Source organism: Streptomyces sp. NPDC002742, from assembly GCF_042888885.1.
GTDB lineage: Bacteria > Actinomycetota > Actinomycetes > Streptomycetales > Streptomycetaceae > Streptomyces.
This window is the reverse complement of the sequence record NZ_JBIAQF010000011.1, coordinates 277,650-294,112: the sequence shown is the minus strand read 5'-3', so window position 1 is coordinate 294,112 and position 16,463 is coordinate 277,650. Positions and strand designations below refer to the sequence as shown.

The window sequence follows — 16,463 nt, the reverse complement described above, 5'->3', positions numbered from 1 at the left end:
AAGATGGCCGACGAGCAGGCGCGTACGGTCGCGCCAGAGAGGCCGAACGATGCGGCCGGGGGCCGCGCGAGGTCGGCACAGACGTCGACGAGCGGCCTCAGCCGACGGACTCGAGCAGTCGGGCTGTGTGCACCCTCCCGGCGTATTCGACGAGCCGGATCAGTACCTCCTTCCCGGAGTCGCGGTCACGGGCGTCGCACAGGACGACCGGCGTGCCTCGGTCGAGGTCGAGAGCGCGGGACACATCCTGGGCCCCGTATGCGCGCGCGTCCGCGAAGCAGTTGACAGCCACCACGAACGGGATGCGCCGGTGCTCGAAGTAGTCCACCGCGGGGAAGCAGTCCTCCAGCCGGCGGGTGTCCGCGAGAACGACAGCACCCAGAGCGCCCGTCGACAACTCGTCCCACAGGAACCAGAAGCGGTCCTGGCCCGGCGTTCCGAAGAGATAGAGCGAAAGGCCGGACCTGATGGTGATGCGGCCGAAGTCCATGGCCACCGTGGTGGTGACCTTCCGGCTCACTCCGCCGGTGTCGTCCACCGACTGACCGGCCTCGCTCAGCAGTTCCTCGGTGCGCAGCGGCCGGATCTCACTGACCGCGCCCACCAGGGTGGTCTTCCCCACGCCGAACCCACCGGCGACCAATATCTTCAATGCCAGGGCGGTCGAGTCGCCACCCGAGACATCGGAGTTCTCGGAGACCATCGATCACTTCTCTCGGGAGTGCCGACAACCGTCGGCATCGGTGCGTCTGTACGGGTGCGTGAAGTCAGCATCATGACAACTGCGGCTCCGGCGAACGGGGTTGGACCACACATTGCCTCTTGCGACAGGAAGATGCCCGTTCCGTGCCCAGGAGTGAACGCGAAGAGCCCTGGCGCCGACCGATGTGGATCACCTAGAGAGCCCTCAGTCCCTCGATGACTTCGCGGAGGATTCGCTCGTCAGGCAGTTGGGCGGGGGGTACCGGGCGGCTCACCGTGACGCAGCTCCGTTCCAGGAGGTCCCCCAGGAGCACCCTGACCACACCCACGGGAAGGTCGGCTCCCGCTGCCAGTTCGGCGACCGACTGGGTCTCGGTACGGCACAGTTCGATCAGGGTCCGGTGCTCAGGTCCGAGCGAGGTGTCCTCGTCGACTCCTGGCGCGGCCCGGTCGAGGGTGACCAGGGCGATCAGATCGAAGTGCATGCCGGTCGGACCGGCTTTGGTGCGGCCGCCCGTCATGGCGTAGGGACGGACGAGCGGTCCCGCCTCCTGGTCGTACCACTGGCTGCCCGGTTGTGGCGGGGTGCCCGGTGTGTCCTCGGTCATCTGCACAGGCCGTCCTCGGTCATCCTGCCGCGGGGGGCTGTGCGGCGACCCGCGGCGGAGCGTGGAGATGCTCGCCGACGCGCTTCACGAGGAGCGCCATCTCGTACGCCACAAGGCCGATGTCGGCGGTGACGGCGGTCAGGACGGCCAGGCACGAACCGTCCCCCGCCGCGGCGACGAACAGAAAACCCTCGTCCATCTCCACCATCGTCTGGCGTACCCCGCCCGCGCCGAAGTGGCGGCCCGCTCCCTTGGCCAGACTGTGGAATCCGGAGGCGACGGCGGCGAGGTGTTCGGCGTCCTCACGACGCAGGGCGGTGGACGCACCCACCGCCAGTCCGTCGTTCGACAGCACCACGGCGTGTCGCACTTCGGTCACGCGCAGCACCATGTCGTCGAGCAGCCAGTCGAGTTCGCCGGACCGCTGGGCTCTTCCCGTGCTCGAGTCCTGAATCATGCGGGGTCTCCTTCGCTGCTGTCGCTGCCCAGTTCGGGGCCGGAGGTGGTGCCGACGCCGGGTGGCCGGCCGCCGCCGCGTACCCAGCCGGCCCGGTACGCGGCCAAACGCGCCCGTACGAGTTCGGGTGTGCGCTCGTCGTCCGCCGTGGACACCGGGGGTTCCGTCGGCTCCTCGGAACGCTGTCCGCGCAGTTGGGGGGCGAGGTTCGCCTGGCGGACACGCCGTGGAAGTTCGTCGGAGCCCTCGGAGTCGTCCTGGGAACGGTGCAGACGCAGCGCCGCGACTCCGGAAGTCGCGGTCTCCTTCGAACCGTTCGCCGGGGACGGGTCCTCCTGTGAACAGTTCGCCGGGGCTTCGGAAGGCTTCGGCCTCGGGGGGACCAGTGCGGGCCGCTCGGTGGCTGTCTGGACGGCGTCGTGCTGGGGAGCGGCCGACACGCGCGCGTACTGCCTTTCCAACGGCCCGTCCGTGTCGGCCTTGCGGAGGGAACGTTCCGCCGGGTCGTCGTGCAGGAGCGCCGTCGGCAGCAGGACGACCGCGGTGGTGCCTCCGTAGGGCGAGGTCTGAAGTCGCACCCTGATGCCGTGCCGGGCCGAGAGTCTGCTGACCACGAAGAGGCCGAGCCGGTCGCTGTCGAACAGGTCGAGTGCCTCGGACTGCTCGATGCGCCGGTTCGCCTCGGCGATCCTCTCCTTGCCCATGCCCAGCCCGCGGTCCTCGACCTCGATCACGTAACCGTTTCCGACCGGTTCGCCGGTGATCCGCACTCTGGTGTGCGGGGGCGAGAACTGGGCGGCGTTCTCGACGACTTCCGCCAGGAGATGGGTGAGGTCGGCGACCGCTCCGCCGACGACGGCCACCTCGGGGAGTTGCCGTACCTCCACGCGCGCGTAGTCCTCGACTTCGGAGACGGCCGCGCGGACCACGTTCGTCAGTGAGACGGGCCTCCGCCAGGCCCGTCCGGGGGCGGCTCCGGAAAGGATGATCAGGCTCTCGGCGTGACGCCGCATCCGTGTGGTGAGGTGGTCGAGCCGGAACAGGTCGCTCAGCTCGTCCGGGTCCTCGGACCTGCGCTCCATGGCGTCCAGGAGATTCAGCTGGCGGTGCACGAGCACCTGGCTGCGCCGGGCGAGGTTGACGAAGACCCCGGAGATGCCTCCGGCCAGCTCCGCGCGCTCGACCGCGGCACGCAGGGCGGCTCGGTGCACGGTGTTCAGTGCCTGGGCGACCTGTCCGGTCTCGTCCTCCGAGGGCCGTCCCACCGGGGCCTCGTCCTCCACGTCGACCGCCTCGCCCGCTCGCAGTCTGCGCATGGCCTCGGGGAGCTTTCGGCGGGCGATGTCCAGTGCGCTGTCGCGCAGGCCGACGAGCTCGACGACGAGGTCGCGTCCGATGCGTACGGAGATGATCAGCGAGGCGATGACGGCGGCGAGGCCGAAGAGGACCGCCGCACCAGCGGGAGTGAGCAGGGCGTGCCCGAGCGGGTCGGTCCCGTCCGCCGCACCACGGCCCGCATCGGCCTCGACCGTGCGCATCCCCTCACTCACACGCTCGTGAGCGATGTTCCAGACCGTCTCCGGCGCGGCGTCGAGGGCCTCGGCGCCGGGGCGCGAGGCGAGCACCTTGTCCTCGACGGCGCGCATGTCGTCGTACGCGCTCCCCTCCACGAGGTCGTTCCAGGCAGCTCGTTCGGGCCCACCGAGATCCGGCGCGGCGGCGTCCGTCAGGGTTCGGCGGGTGTCGACCGCGCCCGTGAACAGCCGTAGCCGCTCGCCGTCGAGGGTCCCGGCGAGCCGGGCCACGCCGAGCACCGCGTTCTCCTGGGCGAGCGCCTCCCCTGCCCGGGAGAATTCGAGCAGGACGCGCGCGTCGGAGCGCGGGCCCCCGCCCGAGATGCCGGTGAGCGCTCCGTCGACACCGAACGCCGTCGAAATGGTTCTGGTGTACTCCCCGTACGCCTCGTCCCATCCGGTACGGCGTTCCAGGACTCCGGTACGCAGCGATCGCAGCCGCTCCGCGTCGGCGACGAAGGCGGAGAGCCGCCCGGCGACTCCGGCAGGCAGGTCGGCGCCGTCGGCGACGGTGTTGTGGTTCCCCAGGCGCAGTTTCGCGACGGCGCGGTCGGTGAGCCGTGAGAGGTCCTTGAAGTCGCCCGGCGGCACCGTGGCGGGGTCGGTCGCATAGCGGACGGCTTCCGCCCGTTCGGCCTGGAGCGCGGCGACCGCGGCGTCGACGGGGGCCCGGACCGTCGAGTCCACGCGTTGCAGCTGCCGCAGCCGCGCGACGTCCTGTGCCGTGCTCACCGTGGCATAGGCCCACAGAACGAGCAGGGAGACGATCGGCACCATCAGCAGGCTGACGATCTTGGCCCGGACGCTGCGGGGCCGGATGTGCCACCGCACCGCGCGCGCGAGTGCTTCCGGTGAAGGCCCGGCGACGGGCTCGCCGATGTCCGTGCCCTCGTCTGCCGGCGGCCCCGCGTGCGCGCGCCGACCCCGCAACGGGGGCGGTGGCTGGGCGCCGGCTTCGGTGGTCCTACGGGGTGTACGCATGGCCTCCTCGATCGGAGAGGTTCGGGGCGTGCCGACCGGGCCGCGGCGGCTCCGGGACCGCTGTCAGCGGGCGACGTTCTCGACCGGCCGCCGGGCCGACGCGGACGCTGCGGGCCGGCCGGACATCGGGGACAGCGCGACGAACGCCGCCGTCAGGAAGAGGTAGGACCCGAGACCGACGGCGAGGGGGAAGATGAACTGCATCGCCGTGGCCCCGGGCAGTGCGCCGCCGGAGGGGCTCACGCGTACGCTCACCGCCATCATTCCGGTGTAGTGCATGCTGCTCACCGCGCCGCCCATGACGAGGGAGGCGACGGCCACCGCCGCGGGGGACCTGATGGCGAGCGCGGCCCAGAGGGCAGCGGTCGCCGCGATCACTCCGATCACGACGGAGAGTCCGACGAGTGCCGGGTCGTAGCGCACCTGGCCGTGCAGCCGCAGCGCTGCCATGCCCAGATAGTGCATGCTCGCGACGCCGAACCCGGTGGTGAGGCCGCCGAGGACGAGTGCGCGGTGCCGGTCGCGGCCGTAGCCGACGGCGAAGAGTCCCGCGCCGACGACGGCCATGGCCACCAGCAGGCTGAAGATGGTCAGCGGCACGTTGTAGCGGATCTCCGTGCCGGTGACACCGAAGCCGAGCATCGCCACGAAGTGCATCGTCCAGATACCGGTGCCGATCGCGGAGGCCGCCGCCAGGAGCCAGTTGCGGCGTGACCTTCCGGCGGCGTCGAGTGCGCGGACCGTGCAGCGCAGCCCCAGCGCGGAGCCTATGCAGGCCATCGCGTACGACAGTACGGGGGTCAGCCAGCCGAAGGCGGCGTGGTCCATGTGTCCCATGACCCAGGGACGCTAGTGCGCGCTGGGGCGCACAACTGGGGCGCATTTCGAAAGCTGTTGCAATGTGACGAAGAGATGCGCCCGAGCGATCGCGCCGGGGTCGAACGTGTGCGTCGCATCGTCCTTCGTGTCGGTGAGAGATCATGCGGCACATGAGCGACGACCACACACACGTCCAGGATTTCTTCGGTGCGCGCGCCGCGGACTGGGACAGTCGGTTCCCCGACGACGGGCCCGCGTACGCGGACGCTGTGGCGCGCATGCGGCTGCACGCGGGTGACCGCGTGCTCGACGCGGGCTGCGGTACCGGGCGGGCCCTGCCTTCGTTGCGGGCGGCCGTGGGCGCCACCGGGCTGATCGTCGGAGCCGATCTGACGCCGGCCATGCTGGAGGCCGCGGTTCGGGCCGGGCGGGACCGCGACGGGCGGCTGCTGCTGGCCGATGTCACCGCACTGCCGCTGCGTACGAAGTCGCTGGACGCGGTGTTCGCGGCCGGACTCGTCGCCCACCTGCCGAACCCGGGTGAGAATCTGCGGGAGTTGGGCCGAGTGGTGCGGCCGGGCGGCACGCTGGCCCTCTTCCACCCGATCGGCCGGGCGGCTCTCGCGGCCCGCCAGGGACGGCAGCTCACTCCGGACGACCTGCGTGCCGGGGCCAACCTGGGCCCCCTGCTGGCCGGTTCGGGCTGGGAGATGACGTCCTACGTGGACGAGGACGTCCGCTTCCTCGCGCTGGCCGTACGCCGGGAATGACCATTGGCCGGATCCGGCGTCCGGCCGTCAGGCCGTGTCTGCGACGGCCGCCGCGAACGCATCGGGGTTGTCGAACATGATGTTGTGTCCCGCACCCGGCACGGTCACGACGCGCACCCCGGCCGCCTCCAGGCCTTCCGCCCCCGGTACTTCACCACTGAGTTCGCCCTGGAGGTACACGCGCTCGACTGTCAGCCCGACGAGCAGGTGACGCATCGTCGGACTGGTGCCCTGGACGAGCCCCTTCACCGTGCGGTGCAGGGCACGCGGATCCGCGAGGCGCATCGTCGCGGCCCAGGAGGGACCGACCTTTTCGAGCACGCGCGCGTGACCACCGTTCTCGACGTAATCGTGCTCCTCGTAGGAGGCGATGCCACTGCTGCCCTGGGTGAGAGGAGGGTACGGGTCGAGGTTGGCCTCCGCGAGGACGAGCCGTGAGACGAGCTCGGGACGCCGATGGGCCAGCACGATGGCGACGGCACCACCCATGCTGTGTGCGACCAGTTCCACCCCGGCCGCCCGAGCGGCGTCCAGAGCTACCGCCAGCGCCACGGCGTGGTCCTCAAGGCTGTATCCGAAGTCCGCAGGCCGGTCACTGATGCCGTGGCCGGGCAGATCGACGAACAGGGAGCGGCGTCCCGCCAGTTCGGGGCGGGCCGCGATGTGGGCGTTGTAGACCGCCGATGCCGACCCCAGGCCGTGCACGTACACGCGCGCGGGTCCGCCACCCGCCGCCTCGGTCCAACGGATCATGCTTCCTCCGCCGTCGAACTCGGCCTGCCTCATAGCGCTCTCCCCTGTCGCCGTTCCTTCGTTCCCAGCCCCAGGAGAATACATCGGTCACGATGTACAAAAGAAGCGATGTACAGCGTTGGTGCGGCAGAATGTGGGCATGCTGGAGCTGGCCATCCTCGGATTTCTGCACGACACCCCGCTGCACGGCTATGAGCTGCGCAAACGCATCACGGCACTGACAGGCCATGTGAAACCGGTGGCCGAGAGCACGCTGTATCCCGCGATCAAGCGGCTGGAGAACGCGCGCCTGCTGGAACGGGCCACACAGCCCGGCGCGGTGGCCGCCCCGCGTCACGTCCTGACGCTCACCGAGGAGGGCGGGCGCGAACTGCGTCGCAGGCTCGCGGACCCGGCGCGGCGGGACATCACGGACGAGAACCGCTGGTTCACGGTGCTCGCCTTCCTCGGTCATCTGCAGGACCCCGAGGCGCAGGCCGCCGTGCTGCGCCGCAGGCTGGCCTTCCTGGAAGAACCCGCGAGCTTCTTCTACGACGGCGACCGGCCGCTGCGGGCCGAGGAGCTGGACGACCCCTTCCGGCGCGGCATCCTCACCATCGCGCGGGCCACCAGCCAGGCCGAACTGACCTGGCTGGCGACCACCCTCGACTCGCTCGGCACGGCCGGCCACTGACACGGACCAGAGCTTCACCGGGCCGCCCCCCTTCTGCCGCCGCGACTCCATCTCTACGTTGAGTAGCAGCATCCGCACGATCAGCGATCACACAGGGGGATGGTGACCCGATGCCCGGCATAGTCGGCAGACTCCGCACGATGAGGCGCAGGAAGGCGGCCGAACGGCCCGAGTTGCGCCCACGGGAGACGCCCCTGAAGGAGAGAAAGCGCACATACAACCTCTTCGAGGCGGCCGCGGTGTACGTGTCCGCCTGCGCGGAGGACAACCAGGAGCAGATCGACGAGGCGGCCGCCTGGGTGTCGCCGGAGGCGCTGTCCTTCGGCGTGAACGAGCTGGCCTGCCGGGCCGTCGTCGCGCTCGCCCGGGAGCGCGACGAGTCGCCGCAGGCGGTCGCCCGTACACTGCTCGGACTGCCCGCGGCCTGACCTGGGCGGGCCCAAGAGGGCGTTTCGCCCCTGTCCAGCCGGATAGCTGCAGCTCCGCACGTCTTTCGGGCCCGTGACAAGCGCCTTCCGGTCGCTTAAGGTGCGCCGACAGATGGAGCGATCGGGAGGCTGGAATGGGCGGGACGGATGAAGACGCCGTCGCCACCGGGGACGACGACGCGCTGTATGTGCTGACGGCGGTGTTGCTGACACCGGCGAAGTTCCCCAGCGTGCTCGGGGACGACTACCCGGAGGCCTGCGCGACGCTCGACCTCGCGCCTCTCGCGGAGGGGTACGGGCTGGTGCTCGGCCAGGACGGAGAGGGCGCGCGATGGACCGTCGTCATCGACGACGTCTCCCTGGTCGCCGTCGCCATCGCGTCCTGGGACTGCGGAATGGAGCACGAGCTGTCGCCGGACGAGCGGACGGTCGTCGCCGCGCTGCCCGGCTGGCCCCTCGATGTGGCCGTCTCGGCCCCTGGGGTGCCGGCTCCGCACGATCCGTCGACCGAGCTCACGGACCGGCCTCCGCTCAGCCCACCGGACACGGCCACCTGGGGTCCGGCGCAGCGGCGCCTCGGCGCGGACGAGATCGCGCTCCAGTGGGCGGTGTGGCGCGAGCAGATCGACGACAGTGAGTTCGCACCCTCGGACGGTGCCGAGCCGGCCCCGGGCGACGCCGAGGACGCTCCGGACATCGACGGCGAAGCCGGAAACCGCTCCAGCGTCCGCCGCGTTCTCGCCGAGGCGCGCTCGTACGTGGACACACCGCCCCCACTGGGCCGTGTCCGCTCGTCCTTCGCCACGGGCGACGCTCGTACCCTGCGCGCCGACGGCCCCGGCTGGTCCCTCGTCGCCAGGACCGACGACATCGCCTTCGTCCTGCTCGACGACGAACCCGGCGAGGTCCTTCCCGTCGGCCGTGGACCGGAGCTGCCCGGTCTCCTGGAGGCCCTGGACAAGATGGCCGTCCGCCCCAGCTGAGTGACCGCGTCACACGAAATCCGGTGACGCGGCCCTCGATCACGCCCCAGCGTCAGCTGTGTCGCCCTCTCCGGCCCTCACCGGCGTCGGTGACCGAAGGGCCGGCGCCGGACGGGCGGTCGCCCCTCAGCGGCCGAGCTCCTTACGGGTGGCACGGCGCAGCCTGCGCCGCTGCGAGGGGTCCAGCGCCAGATACGCGGCCGCCGGAACTCCCAGCACGATCAGGAAGGCGGCCCACCAGGGCAGCCAGATCAACAGAATCAGGCCGACCGCCACACCTCCTGCGGCGATCTTCGCGTTCTTCGACATGTGTCGCCTCCTCCGCGGCTGCTGCCGCTCTCTGTCCTGAGAACGGGTCCCCGTGTCCCACGGTTCCGGACCACGACCCTGAAACGTCCCTGACGCTTGCCCCTACTCAACCCTGAGAGGCTCCACTGTCTCGCGCGCTGCGCGGGGCAGGGTGCGGGGAACGGCGTCGGGGCGTGGCACCGCCCGTCCCCAGGAGCGGTGGCCGTCGACGAAGACGCAGTGGCACGCGCGCGCCGCCCTGCGTGCGGCCTGGGACGAGGTCGGTCACCCCAGGATGCACGCGGCGCACAACCTCTGGACGACGGTACGGCCCGCGCATGCGGCCAGGCCGTGACGACAGGCGGTGACCCTACCGCAAGGAGCGGGGCCGCTGGACTCCGACCGAACCGGCGGTCAGTGCCCCTGTAGCTGCCCTCGCCACGGCCGAGGAAGACCCGATGAGCGGTTGACCCTCTGCGTTCATCTCCAAGTCGTACACCGTTCGGCGTCGGGGCCAACTCTGGCCACTGTCAACGAACTTGTGCCCCAGGAGGCCTGATGTCCCCGCATGCCGTCGGCCGGCGCCACGTCCACCGATCCGTCGCCCTGGGCGTGCCGTTCACCGTGCTGGCCGCCTTCGTGGTGGCCGGCACGGCGAACGCGACGTCCGGACCCGTACAGCCGCAGGTGACGCGCACCGCGGCGCTCGGCGACCTCCCCCTCGGCGCGTTCAGCAACGCGCTGCTGCCCGGCACGGTGGACAACGACCGCGGTGTCGATCTCGGCGGCCTGGGCAGCGACATCTACCCGGCCGGACGCAGGGGCGAATTCTGGACGGTCACCGACCGGGGGCCCAACGGGCAGATCAAGGTGGACGGCAAGAAGCGCCGGACGTTCCCGGTTCCGGGTTTCGACCCGGCGATCGTGAAGATCCGGGTGTGCGGTGACACCGTGAAGGTGCTCGACGCGATCCCGATCACCACGTCCTCGGGGAAGCCGGTCACCGGGCTGTCCAACCAGGCGGGACGCGACGAGGCGCCGTACTCCTATGACGCGCAGAACCCGCTCGCGTACAACCCGAACGGCCTCGACACCGAGGGCATCGTGCGGGCGAAGGACGGTTCGTTCTGGCTCGTCGACGAGTACAGCCCGTCGCTGGTCCATGTCTCCGCGCGCGGGAAGGTGCTCGCACGCTATGTGCCCAAGGGTCTACAGCTGACGGGCACGGACTACCCGGTCGTCGAGGCGCTGCCCGCGATCCTGCTCCACCGCAAGATCAACCGCGGCCTCGAAGGGCTCGCCCAACTCCCCGACGGCGAGCTGGTGATGGCCCTGCAGAGCCCGCTCTCACTGCCGGACGGGACTGCGGGAGACGCGTCCCGCACCACACGACTGCTGCGCTTCTCGCCCAAGAAGCGTGCCGTGACCGCCGAGTACGCGTACCGCTTCGACCCGGTGAACGTGGTCGACCCGAGCGAGGACGACACGTCCGAGCTGAAGATCTCCTCCGTGGCGGCCGTCGGCCGCGACCGGCTGCTCGTCGAGGAGCGCACCGACAAGGCCGCCCGTCTGCAGTCGGTGCGGCTCACCCGCGGCGCGGACATCCTCGGCGGCCCCTGGGACCGCGACACCACGTCACCCTCCCTGGAGCAGTTGGACGACCCGGCGTCGGCCGGAGTCCCGGTGCTGGGCAAGCGTCTCGTCGTCGACCTGGGCACTGTCGCGGGTGTGCCCGGCAAGATCGAGGGCGTCGCACGCGTGGACGGCCGCACTCTCGCCCTCATCAACGACAACGACTTCGGGATGACCGACGGGGCGGGAGCCTTCGACGCGCAGGGCCGGCTCGTGGACAGCGGTATCGAGACGACCGTCACCTACGTGCGGCTGCCGCGTGGGATCTGATCCCGGAGCCCCTTGAACTCGGCACGCGTGCGTGGATGGTGGACAGCGGCCACGCACGCGTGCCGCTCACTTCAGCGGCCGGGTGAGCTTGTGGGTGCCCTTGCCGATGTCCGCGGCCAGGCTGCAGGCGACCTTGTCGATGCCGGTCCTGTAGCCGCCGGTGTCCGGGTACTGCACGAGAGTGTCGCGCACCGTACCCGCCGCCTGACCGGCCGCCTTCCGCTCCAGCGGAGCCTTGCACAGTGCGGACGCGGCTTTCTTGAGGGCTGCGTTCGTCGTGTACGTGCCGTTGAGTTCGGAGACCTTCACGACCTCGGCGTCGTGCGGTTGGGTACACCGGCGTTTGACGGCCTGTCCGGGCAGGCCCTCGTCGGCATCGAAGCAATCGCCTTTCCGGAGCATGTAGTAGGGCACCTCGTCGTCCGCGAGGGACGGGAGGAACGACCGCAGGTCGCTGGGCACCAGCCCGCTGGGCAGGTCCGAGGGAAGCGACGGCACGACACTGGGCAGGCCTGAGGGAAGAAGCGACTGCAGCTCGGACGGGAGGCTGAGAGAGGGACTCGGCGACCGTCCGGTGCTCTCGGTGGGGGATTTCTTGTCCTTGCCGCCGCCACCCGCGGCGGCCACGGCCACGACCACGATGACGCCGACACCGACGATCACGGCGATGACGAGGAGCAGGGTGTTGCGACGCCGCCCTCCGCGGTGACCGCCGGACCCGCCCGGCGGTCCGGGCGGCGGAGGTGGCGGAGGTGGCAGCCATCCCCCACCGCCCTGCCCGGGAGGCCAATCGCCCCCTTGCGACGGCGGACCGTAGTCCCCGGAGGGAGGACTGTTCCCGCTCGGAGGGGCGCCATAGCCGGCCGGGGGCGGACCGTAACCGCCCGAGTGCGGTGGACCATAGCCGCCCGAGGCCGGAGGACCGTAACCACCGGAGTGCGGCGAGCTGTAGCCCCCGGGACGCGGGCCCTGGTCATCACCCCCAGGAGGGTGCGGGTCGCCCTGCGACCGTGGGGGCTGAGGCGGTTCGGGCGGCGTGGCCATACCGCCAAGAGTCGCCTCGTACCGGTCATCGCGCGACCCCTATGCGGAAGTTGATGCGGACTCATGCCATGGATCGCGTGATTCCGGGAAATTCCACGCGGGGATCAGCCGCCGCTGAGGACGGGCCGGACCCGCCGGAAGGCGGGTCCGTGCCCTTGGGAGCGCCCGATCAGCCCCTTGCGCCCAGGAGATGGTCCATCGCCAGCTGGTCCAGCTGCTCGAAGGCCATCCCGCGCGCGGCCGCGGCCTCGACATCGAAGTCCTCGAAGGCGGCGCGGTCGGCGAGCAGCGCCGCCAGGCCGTCCTCCGCGGTGGGCTGCGCGAGCTCGTCCAGACGCGAGGCGCGCAGCGCGGCCTGAACCTCGGGATCGGCACGGAACGCCGCCGCACGCTCTCGCAGGATCAGGTAGTTGCGCATGCAGCCCTCCGCCGACGCCCAGACGCCGTCGAAGTCCTCGGTCCGCGGCGGCTTGAAGTCGAAGTGCTTCGGGCCCGCGTAACCGGCGCTCTCCAGGAGGTCGACCAGCCAGAACGCGGACCGCAGATCGCCGGCTCCGAACCGCAGGTCCTGGTCGTACTTGATGCCGGACTGGCCGTTGAGGTCGATGTGGAAGAGCTTGCCCGCCCACAGGGCCTGCGCGATGCCGTGCGTGAAGTTCAGTCCGGCCATCTGCTCGTGACCGACCTCCGGGTTGACGCCGTACATCTCCGGGCGCTCCAGGCGCTCGATGAACGCGAGGGCGTGACCGATGGTGGGGAGCAGGATGTCACCGCGGGGCTCGTTCGGCTTGGGCTCGATCGCGAACTTCAGGTCGTAGCCCTGGGAGATCACGTACTCACCGAGGAGGTCGAAGGCCTCCTTCATGCGGTCGAGGGCGACGCGTACGTCCTTGGCGGCCCCGGACTCCGCGCCCTCCCTGCCGCCCCAGGCGACGTACGTCTCGGCGCCGAGCTCGACGGCCAGGTCGACATTGCGGATGGTCTTGCGCAGTGCGTAGCGGCGCACGTCGCGGTCGTTCGAGGTGAACGCGCCGTCCTTGAAGACGGGGTGCGTGAACAGGTTGGTGGTGGCCATCGGCACCTTGAGGCCCGTGGCGTCCAGGGTCTGCCTGAACCGCTTGATGTGCGACTCGCGCTCGCTGTCCGAGGACCCGAAGGGGATCAGGTCGTCGTCATGGAAGGTCACTCCGTAGGCGCCCAGCTCGGCCAGTCGCTGCACCGATTCGACCGGGTCCAGGGCGCGCCGGGTGGCGTCGCCGAACGGGTCCCTTCCCTGCCAGCCGACGGTCCACAGACCGAAGGTGAACCTGTCCTCGGGGGTGGGCTGGTAGTTCATGTCGCGGCTCCTTGCTAGCTCAGACTATTTCGTCATGGCAGTTTACAAATTAGTATGCGGGAGCTTCTCTGGGAAGAGACGAAGTAGGAAACCCTGGTCACATCGATCCGGGGACGAAGTGCGGGACCCGTGCCGCAGCGGTCCGGGCAGCCCCGCAGCCAGCACAGATCCCGCGGAGCCGCGGAAGAGGGAGAGCCCGATGTCAGCAGCCGAGGGTCCGCTCGTCGTCGGGGTGGACTCGTCCACCCAGTCCACCAAGGCCCTGGTCGTCGACGCGTCGACGGGACAGGTGGTGGCGAGCGGACGGGCGCCGCACACCGTCTCCACGGGGGCGGGCCGCGAGAGTGACCCCCGCCAGTGGTGGGACGCGCTCTGCGAAGCGCTGCGCCAGTGCGGTGACGCCGCGCACGAAGCGTCGGCGGTGTCGATCGGCGGGCAGCAGCACGGGCTCGTGACGCTCGACGCCCGGGGCGAACCCGTACGCCCCGCCCTGCTGTGGAACGACGTGCGCTCGGCGCCGCAGGCCCGTCGGCTGGTCGAGGAGTTCGGCGGCCCGAAGTCCTGGGCCGAGCGGACCGGCAGCGTGCCGACCGCTTCCTTCACGGCCACGAAGTGGGCATGGCTGGCCGAGCACGAGCCGGACGCCGTCCGGGCCACGGCGGCGGTCCGGCTGCCCCACGACTACCTCACCGAACGGCTCACCGGGCAGGGCACGACCGACCGCGGCGATGCCTCCGGCACCGGCTGGTGGGCCTCCGGGAGCGAGGCGTACGACGACGAGGTTCTCGCGCACATCGGGCTCGACCCCGCCCTCCTCCCCCGCGTCGCCCGGCCGGGCGAGGTGGTCGGAACCGTGCACGCGAGGGGTGAGCTGCCGTTCTCAAGGGGCACCCTGGTGGCGGCCGGAACCGGGGACAACGCTGCCGCCGCGCTCGGCCTCGGACTGCGCCCCGGCACCCCGGTGGTGAGCCTCGGCACCTCGGGCACGGTGTACGCAGTGTCGACGAACCGCCCCACCGACCCGACCGGCACGGTGGCGGGGTTCGCGGACGCGCGCGGCGACTGGCTCCCGCTGGCCTGCACGCTGAACTGCACGCTGGCCGTCGACCGGGTCGCCGCGCTGCTCGGTCTCGACCGCGAGGCCGTCGAGACCGGCTCCTCGGTCACGGTGCTGCCCTTTTTGGACGGCGAGCGCACACCGAACCTGCCGCACTCCACCGGACTGCTGCACGGACTCCGGCACGACACGACAGGCGGGCAGCTGCTCCAGGCCGCGTACGACGGCGCCGTGCACTCCCTGCTGGGCGCCCTCGACCTGGTCCTGGACGCGGAAGCGGATCGCTCGGCGCCGTTGCTGTTGATCGGCGGCGGGGCGCGGGGCAAGGCCTGGCAGCAGACCGTGCGCCGGCTCTCGGGGCGGCCCATCCAGGTGCCCGAAGCCAGGGAACTGGTCGCACTCGGCGCCGCCGCACAGGCGGCGGGCCTGCTGACGGGCGAGGACCCGGCGGCGGTGGCCCGGCGCTGGGGCACCGCCCGCGGGCCGGTGCTCGACGCCGTGGAGCGGGACGAGGAGACCCTCACGAGGATCACCGGGGTACTCTCCGACGCGGCCCCGCTGCTCGAACAGGAGCCGAACAGGAACTGACAAGGACCGACCGCCGCCCCCGCGTGACCGGCTCGCACGAGTGGCGTCCCGCGTGAGCGGTACCGGACGGAGCCGCCCGGTGGGGCACCGCACGACGCGGTCCGCACCGTGCGGACCGGTACCGACAGAGGCCGACAGGACCGGCCGGACGAGGATTGACGGAGGCATGACCGCACCACTGCACGAGGCCCACCCGACCGGTTCCGGCCGACGGCTGCCCGACACCCAGCAGGGCATGCGCCGCCGAAACCTCTCCCGGGTCATGCACACCGTCAACGACGAGGGACCGTTGTCGCGTGCCGCCGTCGCCTCCCACATCGGTCTGACCCGGGCGGCCGTGTCCACCCTCGTCGACGAACTGATCCGCGCGGGGCTCCTCGAAGAACTGGGGCCCGAGCGGCCTGGCAGAGTGGGGCGGCCCGGATCCGCTCTCGCCGTCAGCGGGCACGGTCCCGCCGGGATAGGCGCGGAGGTGGGCGTCGACCATCTCGCTGTGTGCGCGGTCGATCTCCGCGGCGCCGTGCGAGCCCGCGCCGTACGCCACGGCACGAACCGCGGCCGGCCGGCCGGGCCCGTGATCCGGGAGCTGACGGCGCTGGTACGCCAGGTCGTCGCCGAAGCCGACCAGGAGGGGCTGTGGCCCGCGGGCCTCGCCGTCGCCGTCCCCGGACTCGTGGCACGCGACGCCCGGACCGTGGTCCGGGCCCCGAACCTCGAGTGGCACGGCACGGACCTCGGTGAGCTGCTGCCCTCCGAGCTGCCCTTGACCGTGGACAACGAAGCGAACTTCGGCGCTCTCGCGGAGCTCTGGCTCGGCGAGGCGACCCCGCGTGACTTCCTGCACGTCTCCGCCGAGATCGGCATCGGCGCCGCGGTGCTCGTGGACGGGCGGCTGCTGCGCGGGACCCGCGGTTTCGCGGGCGAGCTGGGGCACGTGCCGGTACGTCCAGAGGGACCGGAGTGCCCGTGCGGCGGACGCGGGTGCCTCGAACAGTACGCGGGCGAGGAGGCCGTTCTGCGCGCCGCGGGTCTCGAACCGGGCGAGGACCGGGTCGGGCTGCTGTCCCGGCGCGCAGCCGAAGGCGATCCGAACGTACGCCGTGCCCTGCGCGACGCCGGAACCGCGCTCGGCATCGCCCTGACCGGAGCGGTCAACCTGCTGGACCCCGAGACTGTCGTGCTGGGCGGAGCCCTCGCCGGTCTCGCACCCTGGCTGCTCCCTTCTCTGGAGGGTGAGTTGGCACGGCGCACGGCGGGCCCGGCCTGCCCCGTGTCCGTCTCCCGACTGGGATCCGAGGGGCCACTGCTGGGCGCGGCGCATTCAGTGGTGCGAGGCGTGCTCGACGACCCGGCGGCGGTGGCCGCACGGACGTAGCCGGAACGCGGCCGAAGTCGCCGACGGAAACGGGGCCGGACGGCCGCCGACGGAACGCGGCCCGACGGCCGCTGGCGGAACGCCGTCCCACAGTCGCGGGTGGGCTCCGACGTCACGCTTCGATG

The 16,463-nt window shown here is 71.3% G+C and carries 16 protein-coding genes; 7 read left to right on the top strand and 9 right to left on the bottom strand.

What is annotated here, in order from left to right:
• Positions 1–97: 97 nt before the first annotated feature.
• The 5 genes from ACFYW8_RS22055 to ACFYW8_RS22035 form a co-directional block, all read right to left on the bottom strand.
• Entirely contained in the window at positions 98–703 is a 606-nt protein-coding gene (locus tag ACFYW8_RS22055) for an ATP/GTP-binding protein (RefSeq protein ID WP_365870341.1), read from the bottom strand.
• A 193-nt stretch (positions 704–896) separates the two neighbouring features.
• Positions 897–1,310 (bottom strand): DUF742 domain-containing protein, encoded by a 414-nt coding sequence (locus tag ACFYW8_RS22050; RefSeq protein WP_389078287.1) that lies wholly within the window; start codon positions 1,308–1,310, stop codon positions 897–899.
• Between the two features lie 19 nt (positions 1,311–1,329).
• Positions 1,330–1,767, bottom strand: coding sequence for a roadblock/LC7 domain-containing protein (locus tag ACFYW8_RS22045; protein WP_389078283.1), 438 nt, complete (start codon positions 1,765–1,767; stop codon positions 1,330–1,332).
• Positions 1,764–4,322 carry a nitrate- and nitrite sensing domain-containing protein gene (locus tag ACFYW8_RS22040; protein ID WP_389078279.1) on the bottom strand — a complete coding sequence of 853 codons (2,559 nt, stop codon included), beginning with the start codon at positions 4,320–4,322 and terminating at the stop codon, positions 1,764–1,766. Before ACFYW8_RS22040 ends, ACFYW8_RS22045 begins: the two co-directional genes overlap by 4 nt.
• Before the next feature lie 63 nt (positions 4,323–4,385).
• Positions 4,386–5,159, bottom strand: coding sequence for an MHYT domain-containing protein (locus tag ACFYW8_RS22035; protein ID WP_389078274.1), 774 nt, complete (start codon positions 5,157–5,159; stop codon positions 4,386–4,388).
• Positions 5,160–5,311: 152 nt separating this feature from the next.
• Between ACFYW8_RS22035 and ACFYW8_RS22030 the strand changes: the two genes are divergently transcribed.
• Entirely contained in the window at positions 5,312–5,911 is a 600-nt protein-coding gene (locus ACFYW8_RS22030) for a class I SAM-dependent methyltransferase (protein WP_389078272.1), read from the top strand.
• Positions 5,912–5,938: 27 nt separating this feature from the next.
• Here ACFYW8_RS22030 and ACFYW8_RS22025 read toward each other — a convergent pair whose 3' ends face one another.
• The gene (locus ACFYW8_RS22025) at positions 5,939–6,697 is read right to left on the bottom strand and encodes an alpha/beta fold hydrolase (RefSeq protein ID WP_389078269.1); all 759 of its coding nucleotides are present in this window, start codon (positions 6,695–6,697) and stop codon (positions 5,939–5,941) included.
• A gap of 106 nt (positions 6,698–6,803) precedes the next feature.
• Between ACFYW8_RS22025 and ACFYW8_RS22020 the strand changes: the two genes are divergently transcribed.
• The 3 genes from ACFYW8_RS22020 (at position 6,804) to ACFYW8_RS22010 (ending at position 8,748) form a co-directional block, all read left to right on the top strand.
• The gene (locus ACFYW8_RS22020; protein ID WP_365870348.1) at positions 6,804–7,337 is read left to right on the top strand and encodes a PadR family transcriptional regulator; all 534 of its coding nucleotides are present in this window, start codon (positions 6,804–6,806) and stop codon (positions 7,335–7,337) included.
• 140 nt (positions 7,338–7,477) lie between these two features.
• Positions 7,478–7,765, top strand: coding sequence for a hypothetical protein (locus ACFYW8_RS22015; protein ID WP_365870349.1), 288 nt, complete (start codon positions 7,478–7,480; stop codon positions 7,763–7,765).
• 134 nt (positions 7,766–7,899) lie between these two features.
• The gene (locus tag ACFYW8_RS22010; protein ID WP_389078263.1) at positions 7,900–8,748 is read left to right on the top strand and encodes a hypothetical protein; all 849 of its coding nucleotides are present in this window, start codon (positions 7,900–7,902) and stop codon (positions 8,746–8,748) included.
• A 126-nt stretch (positions 8,749–8,874) separates the two neighbouring features.
• On the opposite strand, the gene ACFYW8_RS22005 is transcribed toward ACFYW8_RS22010, so the two are convergent.
• On the bottom strand, positions 8,875–9,057 hold the full coding sequence (locus ACFYW8_RS22005) for a hypothetical protein (RefSeq protein WP_261703155.1): 183 nt from the start codon (positions 9,055–9,057) through the stop codon (positions 8,875–8,877).
• A gap of 537 nt (positions 9,058–9,594) precedes the next feature.
• On the opposite strand from ACFYW8_RS22005, the gene ACFYW8_RS22000 reads away from it, so the two are divergent.
• The gene (locus ACFYW8_RS22000) at positions 9,595–10,938 is read left to right on the top strand and encodes an esterase-like activity of phytase family protein (protein WP_389078256.1); all 1,344 of its coding nucleotides are present in this window, start codon (positions 9,595–9,597) and stop codon (positions 10,936–10,938) included.
• Between the two features lie 66 nt (positions 10,939–11,004).
• On the opposite strand, the gene ACFYW8_RS21995 is transcribed toward ACFYW8_RS22000, so the two are convergent.
• Together ACFYW8_RS21995 and xylA are read right to left on the bottom strand one after the other, a co-directional pair.
• Positions 11,005–11,601, bottom strand: a complete 597-nt coding sequence (locus tag ACFYW8_RS21995) for a hypothetical protein (protein WP_389078252.1) — start codon at positions 11,599–11,601, stop codon at positions 11,005–11,007.
• 550 nt (positions 11,602–12,151) lie between these two features.
• Entirely contained in the window at positions 12,152–13,318 is a 1,167-nt protein-coding gene (gene xylA, locus ACFYW8_RS21990; RefSeq protein ID WP_365870439.1) for a xylose isomerase, read from the bottom strand.
• Between the two features lie 199 nt (positions 13,319–13,517).
• Here xylA and xylB point away from each other — a divergent pair, with 199 nt between their 5' ends.
• Together xylB and ACFYW8_RS21980 are read left to right on the top strand one after the other, a co-directional pair.
• Entirely contained in the window at positions 13,518–14,963 is a 1,446-nt protein-coding gene (gene xylB, locus ACFYW8_RS21985; protein WP_389078245.1) for a xylulokinase, read from the top strand.
• Positions 14,964–15,129: 166 nt separating this feature from the next.
• On the top strand, positions 15,130–16,338 hold the full coding sequence (locus ACFYW8_RS21980) for an ROK family transcriptional regulator (RefSeq protein WP_365870441.1): 1,209 nt from the start codon (positions 15,130–15,132) through the stop codon (positions 16,336–16,338).
• The last annotated feature ends 125 nt before the right edge of the window (positions 16,339–16,463 follow it).